This is a genomic window from Nostoc sp. (genome assembly GCF_036919595.1).
Classification (GTDB): Bacteria; Cyanobacteriota; Cyanobacteriia; order Cyanobacteriales; family Nostocaceae; genus Nostoc.
The window spans coordinates 1-16,705 of sequence record NZ_JBALCO010000185.1 but is presented as its reverse complement, the minus strand read 5'-3'; the positions used below and the strand labels follow the sequence as shown (position 1 = coordinate 16,705).

At 41.9% G+C, this 16,705-nt stretch carries 19 protein-coding genes; 10 read left to right on the top strand and 9 right to left on the bottom strand.

Going from position 1 to position 16,705, the window contains the following annotated elements; translation table 11 throughout:
• Window positions 1-99: 99 nt before the first annotated feature.
• The 6 genes from trmD to argH all read left to right on the top strand — a co-directional run bounded on the left by trmD (window position 100) and on the right by argH (window position 6,227).
• On the top strand, window positions 100-822 hold the full coding sequence (trmD, locus tag V7K21_RS28500) for a tRNA (guanosine(37)-N1)-methyltransferase TrmD (RefSeq protein ID WP_335179161.1): 723 nt from the start codon (window positions 100-102) through the stop codon (window positions 820-822).
• Between the two features lie 24 nt (window positions 823-846).
• A complete protein-coding gene (gene ispF, locus V7K21_RS28495) occupies window positions 847-1,332 on the top strand; it encodes a 2-C-methyl-D-erythritol 2,4-cyclodiphosphate synthase (protein WP_335179159.1) in 486 nt (161 codons plus the stop codon).
• Between the two features lie 452 nt (window positions 1,333-1,784).
• Window positions 1,785-3,569: an ABC transporter substrate-binding protein gene (locus tag V7K21_RS28490; RefSeq protein WP_335179157.1), complete on the top strand. Its 1,785-nt coding sequence runs from the start codon at window positions 1,785-1,787 to the stop codon at window positions 3,567-3,569.
• Between the two features lie 77 nt (window positions 3,570-3,646).
• Window positions 3,647-4,435, top strand: coding sequence for a nickel pincer cofactor biosynthesis protein LarB (gene larB / locus V7K21_RS28485; RefSeq protein WP_335179156.1), 789 nt, complete (start codon window positions 3,647-3,649; stop codon window positions 4,433-4,435).
• Between the two features lie 107 nt (window positions 4,436-4,542).
• Window positions 4,543-4,749, top strand: coding sequence for a hypothetical protein (locus V7K21_RS28480; protein WP_334724762.1), 207 nt, complete (start codon window positions 4,543-4,545; stop codon window positions 4,747-4,749).
• Between the two features lie 89 nt (window positions 4,750-4,838).
• On the top strand, window positions 4,839-6,227 hold the full coding sequence (argH, locus tag V7K21_RS28475) for an argininosuccinate lyase (RefSeq protein WP_335179153.1): 1,389 nt from the start codon (window positions 4,839-4,841) through the stop codon (window positions 6,225-6,227).
• Between the two features lie 70 nt (window positions 6,228-6,297).
• On the opposite strand, the gene V7K21_RS28470 is transcribed toward argH, so the two are convergent.
• Together V7K21_RS28470 and V7K21_RS28465 are read right to left on the bottom strand one after the other, a co-directional pair.
• Window positions 6,298-6,465, bottom strand: coding sequence for a hypothetical protein (locus V7K21_RS28470; protein ID WP_012412073.1), 168 nt, complete (start codon window positions 6,463-6,465; stop codon window positions 6,298-6,300).
• A 265-nt stretch (window positions 6,466-6,730) separates the two neighbouring features.
• Window positions 6,731-6,961 carry a hypothetical protein gene (locus tag V7K21_RS28465; RefSeq protein WP_335179151.1) on the bottom strand — a complete coding sequence of 77 codons (231 nt, stop codon included), beginning with the start codon at window positions 6,959-6,961 and terminating at the stop codon, window positions 6,731-6,733.
• A 339-nt stretch (window positions 6,962-7,300) separates the two neighbouring features.
• On the opposite strand from V7K21_RS28465, the gene V7K21_RS28460 reads away from it, so the two are divergent.
• Together V7K21_RS28460 and V7K21_RS28455 are read left to right on the top strand one after the other, a co-directional pair.
• Window positions 7,301-7,795 carry an NUDIX hydrolase gene (locus tag V7K21_RS28460; RefSeq protein WP_334797961.1) on the top strand — a complete coding sequence of 165 codons (495 nt, stop codon included), beginning with the start codon at window positions 7,301-7,303 and terminating at the stop codon, window positions 7,793-7,795.
• Between the two features lie 83 nt (window positions 7,796-7,878).
• Entirely contained in the window at window positions 7,879-8,721 is an 843-nt protein-coding gene (locus V7K21_RS28455) for an alpha/beta fold hydrolase (RefSeq protein ID WP_335179149.1), read from the top strand.
• Here V7K21_RS28455 and V7K21_RS28450 read toward each other — a convergent pair.
• From V7K21_RS28450 to V7K21_RS28440, 3 genes are all read right to left on the bottom strand, one after another.
• Entirely contained in the window at window positions 8,713-9,177 is a 465-nt protein-coding gene (locus tag V7K21_RS28450; protein WP_335179146.1) for a hypothetical protein, read from the bottom strand. The two genes, V7K21_RS28455 and V7K21_RS28450, sit on opposite strands and share 9 nt — an antisense overlap.
• 8 nt (window positions 9,178-9,185) lie before the next feature.
• On the bottom strand, window positions 9,186-9,668 hold the full coding sequence (locus tag V7K21_RS28445) for a hypothetical protein (RefSeq protein WP_335179144.1): 483 nt from the start codon (window positions 9,666-9,668) through the stop codon (window positions 9,186-9,188).
• 82 nt (window positions 9,669-9,750) lie between these two features.
• Window positions 9,751-10,602, bottom strand: a complete 852-nt coding sequence (locus V7K21_RS28440) for a pantothenate kinase (protein WP_335179142.1) — start codon at window positions 10,600-10,602, stop codon at window positions 9,751-9,753.
• Window positions 10,603-10,712: 110 nt separating this feature from the next.
• On the opposite strand from V7K21_RS28440, the gene V7K21_RS28435 reads away from it, so the two are divergent.
• Together V7K21_RS28435 and V7K21_RS28430 are read left to right on the top strand one after the other, a co-directional pair.
• Window positions 10,713-12,437 carry a diflavin flavoprotein gene (locus V7K21_RS28435; RefSeq protein ID WP_335179140.1) on the top strand — a complete coding sequence of 575 codons (1,725 nt, stop codon included), beginning with the start codon at window positions 10,713-10,715 and terminating at the stop codon, window positions 12,435-12,437.
• 153 nt (window positions 12,438-12,590) lie between these two features.
• Entirely contained in the window at window positions 12,591-14,303 is a 1,713-nt protein-coding gene (locus V7K21_RS28430) for a diflavin flavoprotein (protein WP_335179138.1), read from the top strand.
• Between the two features lie 343 nt (window positions 14,304-14,646).
• Here V7K21_RS28430 and V7K21_RS28425 read toward each other — a convergent pair whose 3' ends face one another.
• The 4 genes from V7K21_RS28425 to V7K21_RS28410 form a co-directional block, all read right to left on the bottom strand.
• Window positions 14,647-14,952, bottom strand: a complete 306-nt coding sequence (locus V7K21_RS28425; RefSeq protein ID WP_335179136.1) for a type II toxin-antitoxin system HicA family toxin — start codon at window positions 14,950-14,952, stop codon at window positions 14,647-14,649.
• Window positions 14,952-15,176, bottom strand: a complete 225-nt coding sequence (locus tag V7K21_RS28420; protein WP_190894804.1) for a type II toxin-antitoxin system HicB family antitoxin — start codon at window positions 15,174-15,176, stop codon at window positions 14,952-14,954. The genes V7K21_RS28425 and V7K21_RS28420 overlap by 1 nt, the downstream gene beginning before the upstream one ends.
• A gap of 330 nt (window positions 15,177-15,506) precedes the next feature.
• Entirely contained in the window at window positions 15,507-15,833 is a 327-nt protein-coding gene (locus V7K21_RS28415) for an RNA recognition motif domain-containing protein (RefSeq protein ID WP_190894729.1), read from the bottom strand.
• A gap of 266 nt (window positions 15,834-16,099) precedes the next feature.
• Window positions 16,100-16,594 (bottom strand): phycobiliprotein lyase, encoded by a 495-nt coding sequence (locus V7K21_RS28410; RefSeq protein WP_335179246.1) that lies wholly within the window; start codon window positions 16,592-16,594, stop codon window positions 16,100-16,102.
• Window positions 16,595-16,705: the final 111 nt, after the last annotated feature.

The window sequence follows — 16,705 nt, the reverse complement described above, 5'->3', positions numbered from 1 at the left end:
ACTATTGATAAAGTTTAACTGGAGTTTGACTCGACCTTGGCTTGGCGGTGTTTGCTAGACATCCAAATTTAAGATTAGTGTCCTTGAATACGAATAACTGTGCGCTTTGATATAGTTACACTTTTTCCTGACTGTTTTAACTCTGTTCTCAATTCTGGGTTACTGAGTAAAGCCTTAGCCAAACAGATTGCCCAAGTGCATCTGATTAATCCACGGGACTTTACCACTGACAAACACCGGAAGGTGGATGATGAACCCTACGGCGGTGGCGTAGGGATGCTAATGAAGCCAGAACCTATTTTTACCGCTGTGGAGTCGCTGCCGACTCTACCCCGAAGAGAAATAATTTTGATGAGTCCACAGGGTCAAACAATTGATCAACCTCTTTTGAAAGAATTGGCGACAAATTATGACCAGTTAGTAGTTATTTGCGGGCATTACGAAGGAGTGGATGAGAGGGTGCTGCATTTGGTAACTCGGGAAGTATCTTTAGGCGATTTTATTCTGACTGGCGGCGAAATTCCAGCAATGGCTTTGATTAATGGTGTAGTGCGACTAATACCAGGAACCGTTGCCAAAACAGAGTCTCTGACAGCAGAAAGTTTTGAGGAGGGGTTGTTAGACTATCCCCAATATACTCGTCCGGCCAATTTTCGCGGTTTGAAAGTGCCTGATGTATTGCTCAGTGGAAATCACGCAGCGATCGCCCGGTGGCGTTACGAACAACAAATTCAAAAAACCCGCGATCGCCGCCCTGATCTTTTGAAAAAATTGGAGCAGGAGGAGCAGGGGAAGATGAAGGAGATTGAAAATAACTACTAAACAATCCCCAATAATAAATAACAAATGACAAAAATTCGGATTGGTAACGGCTACGATATTCACCAATTGGTAAGCGATCGCGCTTTGATTTTAGGTGGAATTCAAATTCCCCATGAACTGGGTTTATTAGGTCACAGTGACGCTGATGTACTAACCCATGCAATTATGGATGCGATGCTTGGGGCATTATCTTTGGGGGATATTGGTCATTATTTTCCCCCTAGTGATCCTAAATGGGCGGGAGCAGATAGTTTAGTACTATTAACTCAAGTACATCAACTGATTCGGGATCAAGGTTGGCAGGTAGGAAATATTGACTCGGTAGTAGTAGCAGAACGTCCAAAATTAAAACCGCATATTCACAATATGCGCGACAAACTAGCGGCGGTTTTAGAATTACAACCAAATCAAATTGGCATCAAAGCTACTACGAATGAAAAATTAGGGCCCGTTGGACGAGAAGAAGGTATATGTGCTTATGCTATTGTCTTGCTAGTTGCTTTTGAGTAACTTGTTTTTGGTGCATCATAATCGTGAGGATTTAAATTAATAGATTGATATGAGATAACAACCAAGCAGAAATGATTACATTATCTATTAGCATCCTGAATGAAAGCTTAAATAGAACTATTATAGAAAAAAGCATTGTACATAAGTTTATTTTAGAGTGCATAATTAACTATGCATATTTACATCGTGAATAAATACAAGTAGGATAAATTCTGGCTCGCTGGATCAAGGAATTAAATTTGATGTATTGAATTCTAAAACTTCTTATCCTCTCTGTGCCTATGTGTGAGATAAATCATCCCGCAAATATGCACACAAAAGTTCTAATAAATTCAGTAAAGAGAAAGTTGTAGAGGTTCTACAGAATACTGATACTCAGTTTTTCGATCTAAAACTTTCTTTGTTGGTTACAATATCAGGAAAATTAATTACAGTATTTATGTATTCAAACTATGAAAATTACTAATATTATTATTTCTTTAATTAAACGCTTTTGGTTTGTAATAATTCTGGTTTCAGCTATAGCACTTACAGTTAGTGGCTGTAACCTAACTAACTTGAAAACCTCGGCTGCTCAAGTACCTCAATTAGTAGATAGTATTCTGAGTGACCCCAAAACCTTTAACTACCCTCTTAGCCAAGAGTCACCAAATATTTTTGGACTGACTTATGAAGGATTAACTAACCAAAACCCTATAACTGGGAAAATCGAGCCAGACTTAGCCCAATCATGGCAAATTTCTGACGACAAATTGCGATTTGTTTTTACCCTAAGAGAGGGATTGAAATGGTCTGATGGTCAGCCATTAACGACAGATGATGTGGTGTTTACCTTTAATGATATTTACCTCAATGAAGCAATTCCGACGGATGCTAGAGATGTCTTACGGATTGGTGAAAGTCGTGCATTACCCAAGGTGCGAAAAATTGATGCGCGGCAAGTTGAATTCATTAATCCGGAACCGTTTGCGCCGTTCTTGGTGACTATAGGATTACCAATTTTACCTGCCCATAGTTTAGAAAAATCTGTAAAGACAAAAGACCAGGAGGGTAAGCCAACATTTCTATCAATGTGGGGCGTTGATACTCCTCCCGATCAAATTGTTGTCAACGGTCCTTATAAGTTAGAGCGCTATGACACAAGTCAACGTGTGATTTTCCGACGCAACCCTTACTATTGGCGCAAAGGACCAAAAGGAGAACCCCAACCTTATATTGAACGGATAGTGTGGCCAATAGTGGAATCAACAGATACTTCACTGTTACAATTTCGTTCTGGCAGTTTAGATACTGAAGGAGTTTCACCAGAATACTTTTCTTTGCTGAAGGCGCAAGAAAAGCAGGGTAATTTTAAAATTTACAATGGTGGACCAGCAACTGGTACGACGTTTATTTTGTTTAATTTGAATAAAGGTAAAAGGGATGGAAAACCCCTGGTAAATCCAGTCAAGTCGAGTTGGTTCAACACTGTGGAATTTCGGCAGGCAGTAGCTTATGCTATTGATCGCCAAACAATGATTAACAACACTTTTCGCGGTTTAGGTACTCCACAAGATTCATCAATCTCTGTGCAAAGCCCCTATTACCTTTCACGTAAGGAAGGGCTAAAAGTTTATAATTACGATATGCAAAAAGCGAAAGAACTACTATTAAAAGCAGGATTCAGATATAACGACAAAAACCAACTAATAGATGCTCAGGGGAATCGCGTCCGCTTCTCGTTGTTCACTAATGCTGGGAACAAGATCCGCGAAGCAATTGGCTCGCAGATTAAACAAGACTTGAGTAAAATCGGGATTCAAGTCGATTTCACTCCACTGGCATGGAATACTTATACAGATAAGCTTTCTAACTCCTTAGACTGGGAAGCTTCGATGCTGGGTTTGACAGGTGGATTAGAACCGAATGATGGGGCTAACGTCTGGTCTCCCGAAGGTGGATTGCATATGTTTAATCAAAAACCCCAAGCAGGGCAAAAGCCGATTGAGGGTCGGGAGGTGGCTGCTTGGGAAGCAGAAATTGGTAAGCTTTATATTAAAGGAGCAAAGGAGTTAGACGAAGCGAAGCGAAAAGAAATTTATGCCGAAACCCAACGGATTACCCAGGAAAATTTACCGTTTATTTATCTAGTTAACCCCTTGTCACTGTCAGCTGTACGTAATCGTTTTGAAGGTATCAGATTCTCCGCCCTTGGTGGCGCATTATGGAACATTTATGAAATTAAAGCAATTGATTAGTCATTAGTCATTAGTCATTAGTTGTCCATTAACTAATGGCTAATTATAAATAACAAAGTACAAAGGACAAACGACTAATGACGGATGAAAAAGCTTTGCGATCGCTCCTTGAAGCGGTTGCCAATGGTAAAGTTACGCCAGATACGGCATTAGACTCACTCAAAGATTTAGCTTATGAATCTGTGGGTGAGTTTGCCAAAATTGACCACCATCGCCAGCTAAGAACTGGTTTCACAGAGGTGATTTGGGGCCCTGGTAAAACTCCTGATCAAATTGCTCAAATTATGGAGGTGATGCGCCTCCGTAATCCGGTGGTGATGGCAACTCGCATTGAACCAGCAGTTTATGCCGCACTGCAATCAAGAGTTAGCGGTTTGCGATATTACGAATCGGCACGAATTTGTGCGATCGCTCCTCCTATTATCGAACCGCAATTCTGGGGTGAAATTGGCATTCTTTCTGCTGGTACCGCCGATTTACCCGTTGCCGAAGAAGCTGCTGTCACTGCTGAACTTTCTGGTTTTCGCGTCCAGCGCCTCTGGGATGTTGGTGTTGCTGGGATTCACCGCTTATTAAGTAACCGTCACCTGATTGAATCAGCATCAGTGTTGATTGTCGTGGCAGGGATGGAAGGCGCTTTACCCAGCGTTGTCGCTGGTTTAGCAAGTTGTCCTGTAATTGCCGTACCCACCAGCATCGGTTATGGCGCAAGTTTTGGTGGTTTAGCACCTTTATTGACAATGCTTAACTCTTGTGCAGCGGGAGTAGGCGTAGTAAATATCGATAATGGTTTTGGTGCAGCAGTTTTGGCTGGGCAGATTTTGCGGACTGCCGAGAAATTGCGGTTGGCATCGCCTGCATCTTGAGTTAAGACATTGAAGTTATATCCAAATATTTCAGTAAATATCAGTAATTAATGTAAATAATAAACTGATACTGAAATTTGCCACCCCTAACTTCTTAATCACCAAAGATGAGCAATTACAGCGATTTGACATCTCAGTTACTTTGGCATTTGCCTGTAAATTTGACAGCACTAGCACCAACAATCACCGACCCAGACGTTATGGGTCAGATGCAAAAAGCTTGGAGCCACTTTATACAAACGGGTCAAGTGTGGGCATTGTTGATTGGTTTACTCATTGGCTATATGATTCGGAATTTAACTAGTTACGGTTAAAGTAATTTTAGATTTTGGATTTCGGATTTTGGATTTTAGATTGATGATTAATCTAAAATCCAAAATTGATGCCCACTCCCCTCATATTTATGACCAAAGAACAAACTTGGAGTCAGCGATTTGAATCAGCTTTGCATCCGGCGATCGCTCGTTTTAATGCCAGTATAGGTTTCGATATTGAATTAATAGAATATGACCTTACTGGTTCTCAAGCTCATGCCAAAATGCTAGCTCACACGGGCATTATCTCCCAAGAAGAAGGGGAGCAATTGGTTGCAGGTTTAGAACAAATTCGCCAAGAGTATCGCCAGGGGAAATTTCAGCCTGGTGTCGATGCTGAAGATGTCCATTTTGCAGTTGAAGGACGACTGACAGAAATTGTCGGCGATGTGGGTAAAAAGCTGCATACGGCGCGATCGCGTAATGACCAAGTTGGCACCGATACCAGACTCTACCTGCGCGACCAAATCCAACAAATCAAAAGCGAATTGCGTGAATTTCAAGGTGTTTTACTGGATATAGCCGAAAAGCACGTTGAAACCCTGATTCCTGGCTATACTCACCTACAACGCGCCCAACCCCTGAGTTTAGCTCACCACCTCTTGGCATATTTTCAAATGGCGCAACGCGACTGGGAACGCTTGGGAGATGTTTCTCGCCGCGTGAATATCTCACCTTTGGGATGCGGTGCTTTAGCAGGAACTACTTTCCCGATTGACCGCCACTACACAGCCAAACTCTTGGATTTTGACGATATTTATGCTAATAGCCTCGATGGAGTGAGCGATCGCGATTTTGCGATCGAATTCTTGTGTGCTGCTAGCTTGATTATGGTTCACCTCAGCCGCCTTGCAGAAGAAGTCATTCTTTGGTCATCTGAAGAATTCCGCTTTGTCACCCTCAAAGATAGCTGTGCCACGGGTTCCAGTATTATGCCCCAAAAGAAAAACCCCGATGTACCAGAATTGGTGCGAGGGAAAACGGGACGTGTATTCGGTCATCTCCAAGCGATGTTAGTGATTATGAAGGGGCTACCCCTGGCATATAACAAAGACCTGCAAGAAGATAAAGAAGGTCTATTTGATAGCGTCAACACAATCAAAGCCTCTCTAGAAGCAATGACGATTTTGCTCAGGGAAGGCTTAGAATTTCGTACCCAGCGTTTAGCAGAAGCTGTGGCAGAAGATTTTTCTAATGCTACCGATGTAGCAGATTATTTGGCAGCACGGGGCGTCCCTTTTCGGGAAGCTTACAACCTTGTGGGTAAGGTGGTAAAAACTAGCATTGCCGCAGGTAAACTCCTGAAAGATTTGACATTGCAAGAGTGGCAAGAACTACATCCGGCATTTGCAGCAGATATTTATGAGGCTATATCCCCTCGTCAAGTTGTGGCAGCCCGTAATAGTTACGGTGGTACTGGCTTTGTACAGGTAAGTAAAGCACTCATAGCTGCCCGCACTCAAATTGCTGTCGAGTAATAAATAAGGGCGTACAAATGTACGCCCTAAAAAATAAATAATCTAAATAACAAGAATTTAAGCAGACAGCTTAGTCAGTGTCAGCAGCTGTTGCTGCGCCTTCTTCTTCTTCACTCTTTGGTGGTCTTTGTTGGAACCTTCTCTGCATTCTTCCTGTAGTAGTCCGTTTACGAAACTTTCTGGCATACGCCTGGTTCCGTAGCGCCTTTTCTTTTTTCGGGTTACGGCGCTTGGCCATGTTCACCTCATTAATAAACAACAAAAAAGCAGCAACTAGGCATCACGTAGGCAATATCAGCTACCAATGTTATTGATATACTTTTACCCTAGTGCAGCAATCAATACGCTTTAAACAATTTACTAGTCTACCGCATTCAACTTGTTATGTCAATAACGATTTAGAATTTTCCCCACCAGCTAGACGAAAAATACCTTTTTTTAGATTAAAATACGTCAAACAGATGTAAATGAGCTAACTAATTGTTGTTTTTAGAATAAACCAATCAAGACGTCCCAAAATTTTCAAACCTTGGTGTCAGTGGTGGCGCAGAAAAAACCTCTAAATAACTTGCTGTTGGCAAGAAACTAGCGAAAAGCGGATTAGAATAGTTTCCCCCCGATGTAGGATACCCAAAACCATCACCTGTTAACTGTTGAGTATTCAGACTAATTAAATTATCAACATCAAAAGGTTCGTTTCCTGGTATTGGAGTCCCTACAGGTTGCAATGTCAAACGCCGCTTAATTGTCTCTTCAGAATTCAGAATTTAGACTTATTATTCAGATTAATTTTTTGAATGTGTACTGAAAAACTATTAGTGATAGCTGATTTGGGCAAGGCTAATGTTAGTTATAAACTGAAAAGTTTTCTGATTAAAAAATATCATGTATATATGAATACAGTGCTTCTCTTGAAACTTGATGTTAGTATTAATAATATTCTACGTAAATCGTCAGAATAAAATCTCAAACCACAGACATTTTTGTATAAAACGAAACTCAACAAAAATTTTATTAGTTGAGCCTATGTAAGTGGTAGGGAACTATAGAATACAACATAGAAATTTTAAAGATTGAACGTTATTGCTTTTTTTCCGGCAGCTGTGCAGTCCACACGTAGTTTATGGCGTATTGGACAAACAGTATTGGGTATCATATTTCGTCATCCCATTACTGGCACTAGTATCATCCCAATTTTACCCGATGGTCAGATAGTACTGATCCGGCGACGTGATGATGGTCTTTGGGCATTGCCTGGAGGGATAGTAGATTGGGGAGAAGATATTCCCAACACAGTCCACCGGGAATTGATGGAGGAAACCGGGTTAGAATTGGTGAAAATTAACCGTTTGGTAGGAGTTTACTCCGCACCAGACCGTGATCCTAGAATTCACTCAATTTGTATTGTGGTTGAAGCTGAGGTACATGGGACAATGGAAATTCAGGATACTTTAGAAGTCATGGAAATCCAAGCTTTTTGTCCCAATTTTCTACCTTTAGGACAAATGTCTCACGATCATACTCGGCAGTTGCAAGACTACTTAAAAGGCTTGACAACATTGGCATAATAATATTTTGTCATTAGTCATTTGTCTTTTGTCAGATGCTAATGACTATTAATTATGGTGCTAAAAGTTAACTATTAAATAAAATGGGTATACTATTCCGTAACTCCCGGATAAAGCTCTCTCAAGGGCTGATATTCTGGCGTGAAGTCGGTGAAAAAACTCCTATAATTTTTTTACATGGTGCCTGGAATGAGAGCAGTCAATGGTTATCTGTGATGGAGTCTCTTGCACAAGATTTCCATTGCTTCGCACCTGATTTATTAGGGTTTGGTGAGTCAGAGAATCCTAATATCCACCATTCGATAGATTTACAAGTGGAATGTTTAGCTGAATTTTTCCAAGCTGTCAAGCTAGAAAAGGTGTATTTAGTAGGGCATTCTCTTGGGGGTTGGATTGCTGCTAGCTATGCTTTAAAGTATCCAGAGAAAGTTGATGGTGTGGTACTGCTAGCACCAGAGGGCGTAGAAATAGCAGGACAAGAACAGTATTACCAAAAGATGCGCCGATTACTGAACTATCCACCACTAATAGTTAAATTGTTGCGATCGCTCACTCCTTTGACTAAAATCTTAGGTTGGCATGAAAAAGGTGCACAAGATTTGCAGCTGCGTCAAGCGCTATTGCCGTATCCTATAGGTTGCAAGTTACTTTTCAGACGGCGACAAGCAGAAATTGAAGCTGAATTAGTGCAAAAGCGGCTTTACATGATAGATGTCCCAGTTTTTATTTTACAAGGTGGCCAAGACACATCAGATGCTTTAGCAAAGAGTCGTGTTTATGCTCAACTAATGCCGAAAGTCGAGTTGAAAATGATTACCCATGCTGGAAACGACTTACCAGAATCTTGTGCTGGGGTTGTGGCGATCGAGATTCGGGAGTTTATTAAAGCTATCTTAAAAAGCCATAATTTTAACCAATTAAACTAGCTCATTCAGAGTTTGCTGCCAATCTAATACACATATTCCTTCGCTTTCAAACCGCGATATGTGTTTTAAATTTGTTGTCACAACTATCACCTGATTAAAACTCTTCAATTGGAGAATTGCTTGAGTAGCAAGAATTACATCACCATCCAAGCTGTCATTGCTTGCCGTAGACTTCCCCTGGTTTCGTACCCATGCCCATAGTTCGGCTGCTTTTCGCATCGTTTCGGGAGTCAGTGGTATGAGACAAATTTGACTAAGTTTGTTAAGGCGATCTATACTCTTTTGTTTTCCTTGTCTCAATAGTTCACGCCGAAGTTCATAATCGGCTATTTCCGGCACACGTATAATAGTTTCGGTTTTCCTTAACGATTGTAACCACTGTTGGACTTTTAGGTTTACTTGTGGATGCGTTACTTGACTCAAAGGATGAGTGTCTAGCAATACGGCTCTACTCATCTGCGTTTTTACACTGACATCCGATTCTGATTCAAGCCTGTCTCAATCTGTGGGTATGTTTGTTGATCATATCCCGATTCATCAGCCATCCATTCGTCAACCAGTTCTATGACTTTTTCTAAGGAATCATCTCCTTTTGATTCCGATTCCAAAAATTGGGCAACTTGATTTTGTCTTAATCCTCGTAACCAGGTTGGCAAGGGATTTGTTGCATTTGTTCTTGGTGTGTTTATAATTGCAGGTGCAGCAAGGATGTCTACGTCGTTATTCTCATTACGAATGAATGTAAATCTACTAAAACTCCTATAATATGTAGTACTTTCCGGAATCTGAACGTTAGGCCAACGAAGCAAAGGTGGTTGACCTTTGCCCAATGGCAACGATTGTCCCTCAATCAAAGCATCGACTCTTGCCCTAACTGCTAGTAATTCTGCTGAAGAAAAGGCATCCAATTGCTGCATAATCACATCTAGTTGTGAAGTTTTGAGCATATTTTATTTAAGGGTAAACTTCTCTTTTAATTCTATGCTCTCTGGGCTTTGGCTTGTCTCTTTGCCATGAAAATTCTGATTTCTATTCCTTATGCTCCATTACTATTTCCCGCATTCCCCAAAAAATTAAATTTGGTTCCACAATTAAATGTGTTGCTATTTCAGAATATAAGGCTTGTAGATAGTTTAGTAATAAAGTGTGATCGCCCCCTTTAATCGCAATTTTACCATTAGGAAATAATTGCCACCACGCTTCAATAAAATCTTTGATTCCAGCTAGTAAAGTGTAAATGACTCCACTCTGAATTGCTTCTGTAGTATTCAGCGCAAAACGTAGTGGTAAAGAGGCAAAATTTGGCATTTCTATTAATGGTAATTGTCCTGTTTGTTGATCGAGAGCCGCAAATTGCAACCCTAGTCCTGGCAGAATTGCACCTCCAATCAGACACTGATTATCATCCGCAGCCGTAAAAGTCAGTGCTGTCCCAGCATCGATCACCAACATTGGAAAACCCCAAGTTTTCCCCGCACCCCACAAAGCTAAAGCACGGTCAATTCCTAATGTAGGATAAACACCTTTTAGTGGTACTTGATCTAAGCTAATAACACGAACATTGGGATAAGTTTGCCAAATAGCAGTTTGGCTGGGAACTACGGAGGCAAGGACCAGGGGAGGTGGTGACGCAGGGAAGGAATTGTCTGCATGTTTTTGTTGTTCATCAGTTTTCCGCTCGGTTGGAAAAATTTTCTCTAGTAAATCATTCAGGGTTTGACACTTAGTCAACTGCTGTATGAGAGACTCTGGTATATAGTCGGTATCCCAAGCTGAGGAAAGCTTCTCGCCTAGAAATAATGCCCAATGCAGTCGAGAATTCCCAATTTCCAAAGCTAGCCAAACATTCTCTGTGTGTTCTGAGTGCTTATGCGGTTTCACTGTTTTAACTTTTTTAAGTCAGTCAGAGGTTTTTTAATAAAAATTAACATTCAAGCCGTGTAACAATAAAACTAGGGGAATAAATACTCAATTTGTCAAGGAGGGGAGTTATGGTAGCGCTCACCGAAAAAACTGAAAAACGGCTCACCATACAGACTGTGGAAATCGCTCAAGAGACGACGGCTATTCGGTCATTAGATTGGGATCGCGATCGCTTCGATATTGAGTTTGGTCTGCAAAACGGTACTACTTATAACTCGTTTATCATCCGTGGGGAGCAGACTGCCTTAGTTGATACCTCCCACGAAAAGTTTCGTCAACTATACTTTGATACGCTTACCGGACTAATCAAGCCAACAGAGATTGATTATTTGATTATTAGCCACACCGAGCCAGACCACAGCGGTTTAGTTAAAGATTTGCTGCAAATGGCTCCTGAAATTACCGTTGTCGGCTCTAGGGTGGCGATTCAGTTTCTGGAAGATTTGATACATCAGCCATTCAAACGGCGGATTGTGAAAAATGGCGATCGCTTAGATTTGGGCAATGGTCATGAATTTGAATTCGTGATTGCTCCAAATTTACACTGGCCGGATACCATTTTCAGCTTTGACCACAAAACTAAAATTCTCTATACTTGCGATGCTTTTGGGTTGCACTATTGCTCAGATAGCACCTTTGATGAAGACTTGGCGGCTATCGAAGAGGACTTTCATTACTATTACGATTGCTTGATGGGACCGAATGCGCGGTCAGTTTTATCTGCCCTGAAGCGGATGGCGGAATTGAAAACCATCAGCATGGTTGCTACAGGACATGGGCCATTATTATCCCATAATGTTGAGGAACTAATTGGACGTTACCGCACTTGGAGCCAAACACAAACCAAAGCAGAAACAACAATTGGGATATTTTACGTTTCCGAATACGGATATAGCGATCGCCTTGCTCAAGCAATTGCCAACGGTATCGGGAAAACTGGTGTCGCCGTGGAAATTGTCGATTTGGGATCTGAAGTCGATTTACAAGAACTGCGGGAACTAGTTAGCCGCTGTACTGGACTGGTCGTTGGTCTACCTCCGGCTTCTGGCGCTGCTAGCATCCAAGCTGCACTCAGCACAGTTTTAGGATCTGCCAAAGAAAAGCAAGCCATCGGCGTGTTTGAAACTGGCGGTGGCGATGATGAGCCGATAGATCCGTTGGTGAGTAAATTCCGAAATTTGGGTTTGACAACAGTTTTTCCAGCAATTCGGATTAAACAAATACCCACAGAAAATACCTACAAGCTGTGTGAAGAAGCGGGTACAGACTTAGGTCAATGGGTAACACGCGATCGCAGTATCAAAGTCATGAAATCTCTGGGTGCTGACTTGGATAAAGCACTCGGTAGACTCAGCGGCGGACTATATATTATCACTGCTAAAAAAGGTGATGTTTCCAGTGCCATGCTAGCCTCGTGGGTAAATCAAGCCAGCTTCAAACCCTTGGGATTTTCCATTGCAGTAGCCAAAGATCGGGCAATTGAATCACTCATGCAAGTAGGCGATCGCTTTGTTCTTAACATCTTAGAACAAGGTAATTTCCAACCACTAATGAAGCACTTTTTGAAGCGGTTCGCCCCTGGCGCTGATCGCTTTGAAGGTGTGAGAACCCAGCCAGCCGAAAATGGTGCCCCCATCCTCAACGACGCCCTCGCCTACATGGAGTGCGAAGTCGTCAGTAGAATGGACTGCGGCGACCATTGGGCAGTATACAGCACCGTTTACGCCGGACGGGTTTCTAAGCCAGATGCTTTGACTGCTATACATCACCGTAAAGTCGGAAACCACTATTAATTTGGGATTTGGGATTTGGGATTTTAGATTAATAATCCCAAATCCATAAACATTCAGGAAAGCATTTGTGTAAAATGGCACTCTCTACTTAATATCTAGAATTTTGATGTTTAATTAACAATCCAAAATCTAAAATCTAAAATTATTTCAGCCATGTCAACAAATAAAGCCCGTGACGTTCAAGTTTATCCAATAGCTACAGATACAAGAATACTGCGATCGCGCAGTTGGTCAAGGCTGAGATTTGAAATTGAATATGCTCTTGCTAAGGGTACAACTGCTAATTCTTATTTAATAGAAAGCAATAAAACTGCCATAATTGACCCTCCAGGGGAAACCTTTACTGAAATTTATTTACAAGCTTTACAGCAGCGTTTCCATGTCGAAGAGTTAGATTATGTAATTTTGGGACATGTCAACCCCAACCGCGCTGCGACTTTAAAAGCTTTGTTGGAAATTGCCCCGCAAATCACTTTTGTTTGTTCTAATCCGGGGGCAAAAAATTTACGTGGGGCGCTGGAAAATCCAGATTTGCAAATTCTTGTCATGCGGGGAGAAGAAACTCTAGATTTGGGCAATGGGCATAATTTACAATTTATTCCTACCCCCAATCCCCGCTATGCAGATCAACTTTGCACCTACGATCCGCAAACAGAGATTCTCTACACAGATAAATTATTTGGGGCGCATGTTTGCGGTGACCAGGTATTTGATGAAGGTTGGGAAATATATAACGAAGATCGGCGCTACTATTTTGATTGCCTGATGGCTCCCCATGCCCGTCAAGTTGAAACAGCGCTGGATAAACTTGCCGATTTTCCCGTGCGAATGTATGCCAATGGACACGGGCCTTTGGTACGCTATGGCTTAATCGACCTGACCAAAGCTTATCGGGAATGGAGTCAACAGCAAACATCTGCTGACTTGACAGTAGCGTTGATTTATGCATCAGCTTACGGGAATACAGCCACATTAGCCCAAGCGATCGCTCGTGGGATCACAAAAGCTGGTGTTGCCGTAGAATCGATTAACTGCGAATTTACTGAACCAGAAGAAATCCGGGCGGCTGTGGAAAAAGCCGATGGTTTCATCATGGGTTCTCCTACCCTTGGCGGTCATGCACCCACACCTGTGCAAACAGCTTTAGGAATTGTGCTGTCTACCGCTACTAATAATAAACTCGCAGGTGTTTTTGGTTCCTTTGGCTGGAGTGGGGAAGCAGTTGATTTAATCGAAGGTAAATTGAAAGATGCTGGCTATCGGTTTGGTTTTGACACCATCCGCGTAAAATTCAAACCTAACGATGCCACCTTGCAATTATGTGAAGAAGCTGGAACCGACTTTGCTCAAGCACTGAAGAAAGCTAGAAAAGTGCGATCGCCAAGGCAACCTGCAACAAGTGTAGAACAAGCAGTTGGTCGGATTGTCGGTTCTCTTTGTGTTCTCACAGCAAAAGAAGGCGATCGATCCAGTGCCATGTTAGCTTCTTGGGTGTCTCAAGCCAGCTTTAGTCCACCTGGTTTAACTATAGCTGTAGCTAAAGAACGCGCAGTAGAAACATTAACACACTCCGGCAATAAATTTGTCCTCAATATCCTTAAAGAAGGTAATCACTTGGGGTTGATGAAGCATTTCCTCAAACCTTTTGGCCCAGCACAAGACCGATTTGCAGATGTCGCCACCCAAGAAACTGAAAGCGGTTCTCCCATACTTACCGATGCATTAGCATATCTAGAATGTTCCGTACAAAACCGGATGGAATCTGGCGATCATTGGTTGGTTTATGCAACCGTTGAGAGTGGCAAAGTGCTAAATCAAGATGGCGTTACAGCCGTACATCATCGCAAGTCGGCAACTCATTATTAATTGGGAATGGGGCATGGGGCATGAAGTGAGATGCTAGAGGGTAGTGTAAAACTATTGTCTATAGGACTTAGGCAATAACCCTCTGAAAGTCTTATTTCTTTGCGTTCTTCTCTACGAGACGCTGCGCGAATGCGGTTCGTTTTTTCATGATTTTGCGTAAGTCCTGGTCTAAACTCCAGTACTCTCTATAAAACTGAAGTTCCGAGTTCTCAGCTTGAAGTGTCGAGTTCAGAACTCGGAGTTCCGAGTTCTAGGTAAAAAGTAGAAGTTTGGAGAGCGATCGCATATCATCTTGTTTTCACGAATCGCCTATTGGTAAGCTTGTCTGGAGAGATGCGATCGCCTAGTTCAAAAATTTATTTGTGACTGTATCTTTTAAAGTGTTTTGAGTGAAGACAGAATGCAGCCTTTCAGATTTGCTCATAAGCAGACAAAAATCCTCTCTTGAGATACCCGCTTGAGTACAGATGGATCTCAACGTCGAACCTTTAATTTGAGAGTGGTTAGGCATAGTCAGTGGAGTTTTTTTTCCATCTTCGTTTTCTCGCTCCATAACAATATGCTCTCGCTCTCTAATAACAGTAAATCCCAGAAATTCCAATGTCTTAATTACTTTAACTTTAGGTGCATCTACTGGAAATTTAACCATTAAATAGGAACCTCAGCTTCCGCCACAAAAGCTTCTAGCACTGGTGATTCCTCTTCTAAAACCTCTTGACCAAATGTCTCTATATGACAGCGGATAGCAGATTTAACATCAGCTAGAGCTTCTTCATAGCTGTCACCTTCGCCAACTACAACCCCCTTGATACCCAACGGATAGGCTACGTAACCGTCATTATGTTTTTCAACAATAATTTTGATTGCTCTCATTGATTTTCTTTGTAGTCCTATTTCATTTAACTTGCATATTTTATAGGCGATGCCTGCGGCGGGCTACGCCTACGCTTAATCTTGATACGCATGATTCATTCTTGCCGCATAAGTTAATACAAGAGTTAACTTCATACCTGTGTTTATCCTAAATTTTCAGCATAATTTCTAATTGACAAAAGTAAAATTATCTTGACCTCTCACTGATGAACGCGGTATAATTAGTAACTGTCCGAAATTATTCATAGTTCAAGTTTTGCATAGAAAAGGCTCAAGCATTGCTGCCTGAGCCTTTTCTAGATTCAACTAAGTTGCTTTCGCCTATTTAGCTTAGTAGCGACCACCACCGCCACGGTTGTAGCCGCCGCCACCACCGCCACGATTACCACCACCACCGAAGGAACCACCTCGGTCTTCTCTGGGCTTGGCCTTATTTACTTTCAGGTCCCGACCCAGCCATTCAGCCCCATCAAGAGCTTCAATGGCTTTTGTTTCTTCATCTTCTGAACTCATTTCCACGAAAGCAAAGCCGCGTAAACGACCTGTTTCACGGTCAGTAGGCAACTGAACACGCTTTACAGCACCATATTCTGCAAAAACAGCACTCAGCGCATCTTGTGTAACTTCATAGGAGAGGTTACCAACGTAAATTGACATTAAATGTCTCCAAAATCATAAGTTTGTAGAGATTTAGATTTCGGAGAGAAGTCTGTAATACCAAGAGGAAAAAGCCTGTCAATACTAAAAACAAACACTGTCGCCGAATTAATTCTCATTTCACTTCCCATGATGACATGGCAACTAATTTTCTGGAGTAAAGTTTGACAAAATGTTATAAAAAGTTATATAGCAGTTAATAGCTAAGTGCTGGGTAATACCAAAACGGGTGAAGCTATAGCTGCCAGCCACACCCACCCGATAAACTAATCCTCCACTCTCTTTTCTAAATATTGACCAATCATCAACTGCTCACCAGCACGGGAGATGATGGTCTGTCTGGTGCGGTATTTGCTGCCAATTAGCTTTAACTCTTCTTCAAACACTGAACCGTTGTATTCAGTTCGCAAACACAGTGTTTTCGGGTTGGAGAAATAATACTGGGCGGTGACTGGTTTCGATATGGCAAAACCGCGATCGCGATACAAAATGTTTCCCATAGCCCCAAATATCGTTGAACCTTGCGACTCTTTCCTGGCCTTGGGCACATCCGTATCCCATGTAACTGCTGCACCACAGATCAAACTGACTGTATCAGGCAAATCGTGCATCTGAGCTAGCTTTTGCAATTGATCACAGCCCTGCTCTAGATAATTGATCGTAACTATACTCTCCATCTCCTTGGTTTCTCCCTGAGGTAGGGTGTAATAGCGTCGTTGCGATCGCCACTTACCCGCTGATTCCTGGAAAAATTCCGAAATCTGGGATTCATCTGTAGCAGGACTTACGCATTGACAGAAATTTGACTATGTGCATTCAAGCCTACCTGTTGTTTAAGCTGTTCCAGAATGAAGTCACGAGCTATATGAAGA

Coding starts and splice junctions, on each gene's coding strand:
- V7K21_RS28455 (WP_335179149.1), top strand. CDS start 7,879: ATGGGTATACTATTCCGTAACTCCCGGATAAAGCTCTCTCAAGGGCTG.
- V7K21_RS28415 (WP_190894729.1), bottom strand. CDS start 15,833: ATGTCAATTTACGTTGGTAACCTCTCCTATGAAGTTACACAAGATGCG.
- argH (WP_335179153.1), top strand. CDS start 4,839: ATGACCAAAGAACAAACTTGGAGTCAGCGATTTGAATCAGCTTTGCAT.
- V7K21_RS28430 (WP_335179138.1), top strand. CDS start 12,591: ATGTCAACAAATAAAGCCCGTGACGTTCAAGTTTATCCAATAGCTACA.
- ispF (WP_335179159.1), top strand. CDS start 847: ATGACAAAAATTCGGATTGGTAACGGCTACGATATTCACCAATTGGTA.
- V7K21_RS28480 (WP_334724762.1), top strand. CDS start 4,543: ATGAGCAATTACAGCGATTTGACATCTCAGTTACTTTGGCATTTGCCT.
- V7K21_RS28425 (WP_335179136.1), bottom strand. CDS start 14,952: ATGGTTAAATTTCCAGTAGATGCACCTAAAGTTAAAGTAATTAAGACA.
- V7K21_RS28445 (WP_335179144.1), bottom strand. CDS start 9,668: ATGCTCAAAACTTCACAACTAGATGTGATTATGCAGCAATTGGATGCC.
- V7K21_RS28420 (WP_190894804.1), bottom strand. CDS start 15,176: ATGAGAGCAATCAAAATTATTGTTGAAAAACATAATGACGGTTACGTA.
- larB (WP_335179156.1), top strand. CDS start 3,647: ATGACGGATGAAAAAGCTTTGCGATCGCTCCTTGAAGCGGTTGCCAAT.
- V7K21_RS28450 (WP_335179146.1), bottom strand. CDS start 9,177: ATGAGTAGAGCCGTATTGCTAGACACTCATCCTTTGAGTCAAGTAACG.
- V7K21_RS28470 (WP_012412073.1), bottom strand. CDS start 6,465: ATGGCCAAGCGCCGTAACCCGAAAAAAGAAAAGGCGCTACGGAACCAG.
- V7K21_RS28490 (WP_335179157.1), top strand. CDS start 1,785: ATGAAAATTACTAATATTATTATTTCTTTAATTAAACGCTTTTGGTTT.
- V7K21_RS28435 (WP_335179140.1), top strand. CDS start 10,713: ATGGTAGCGCTCACCGAAAAAACTGAAAAACGGCTCACCATACAGACT.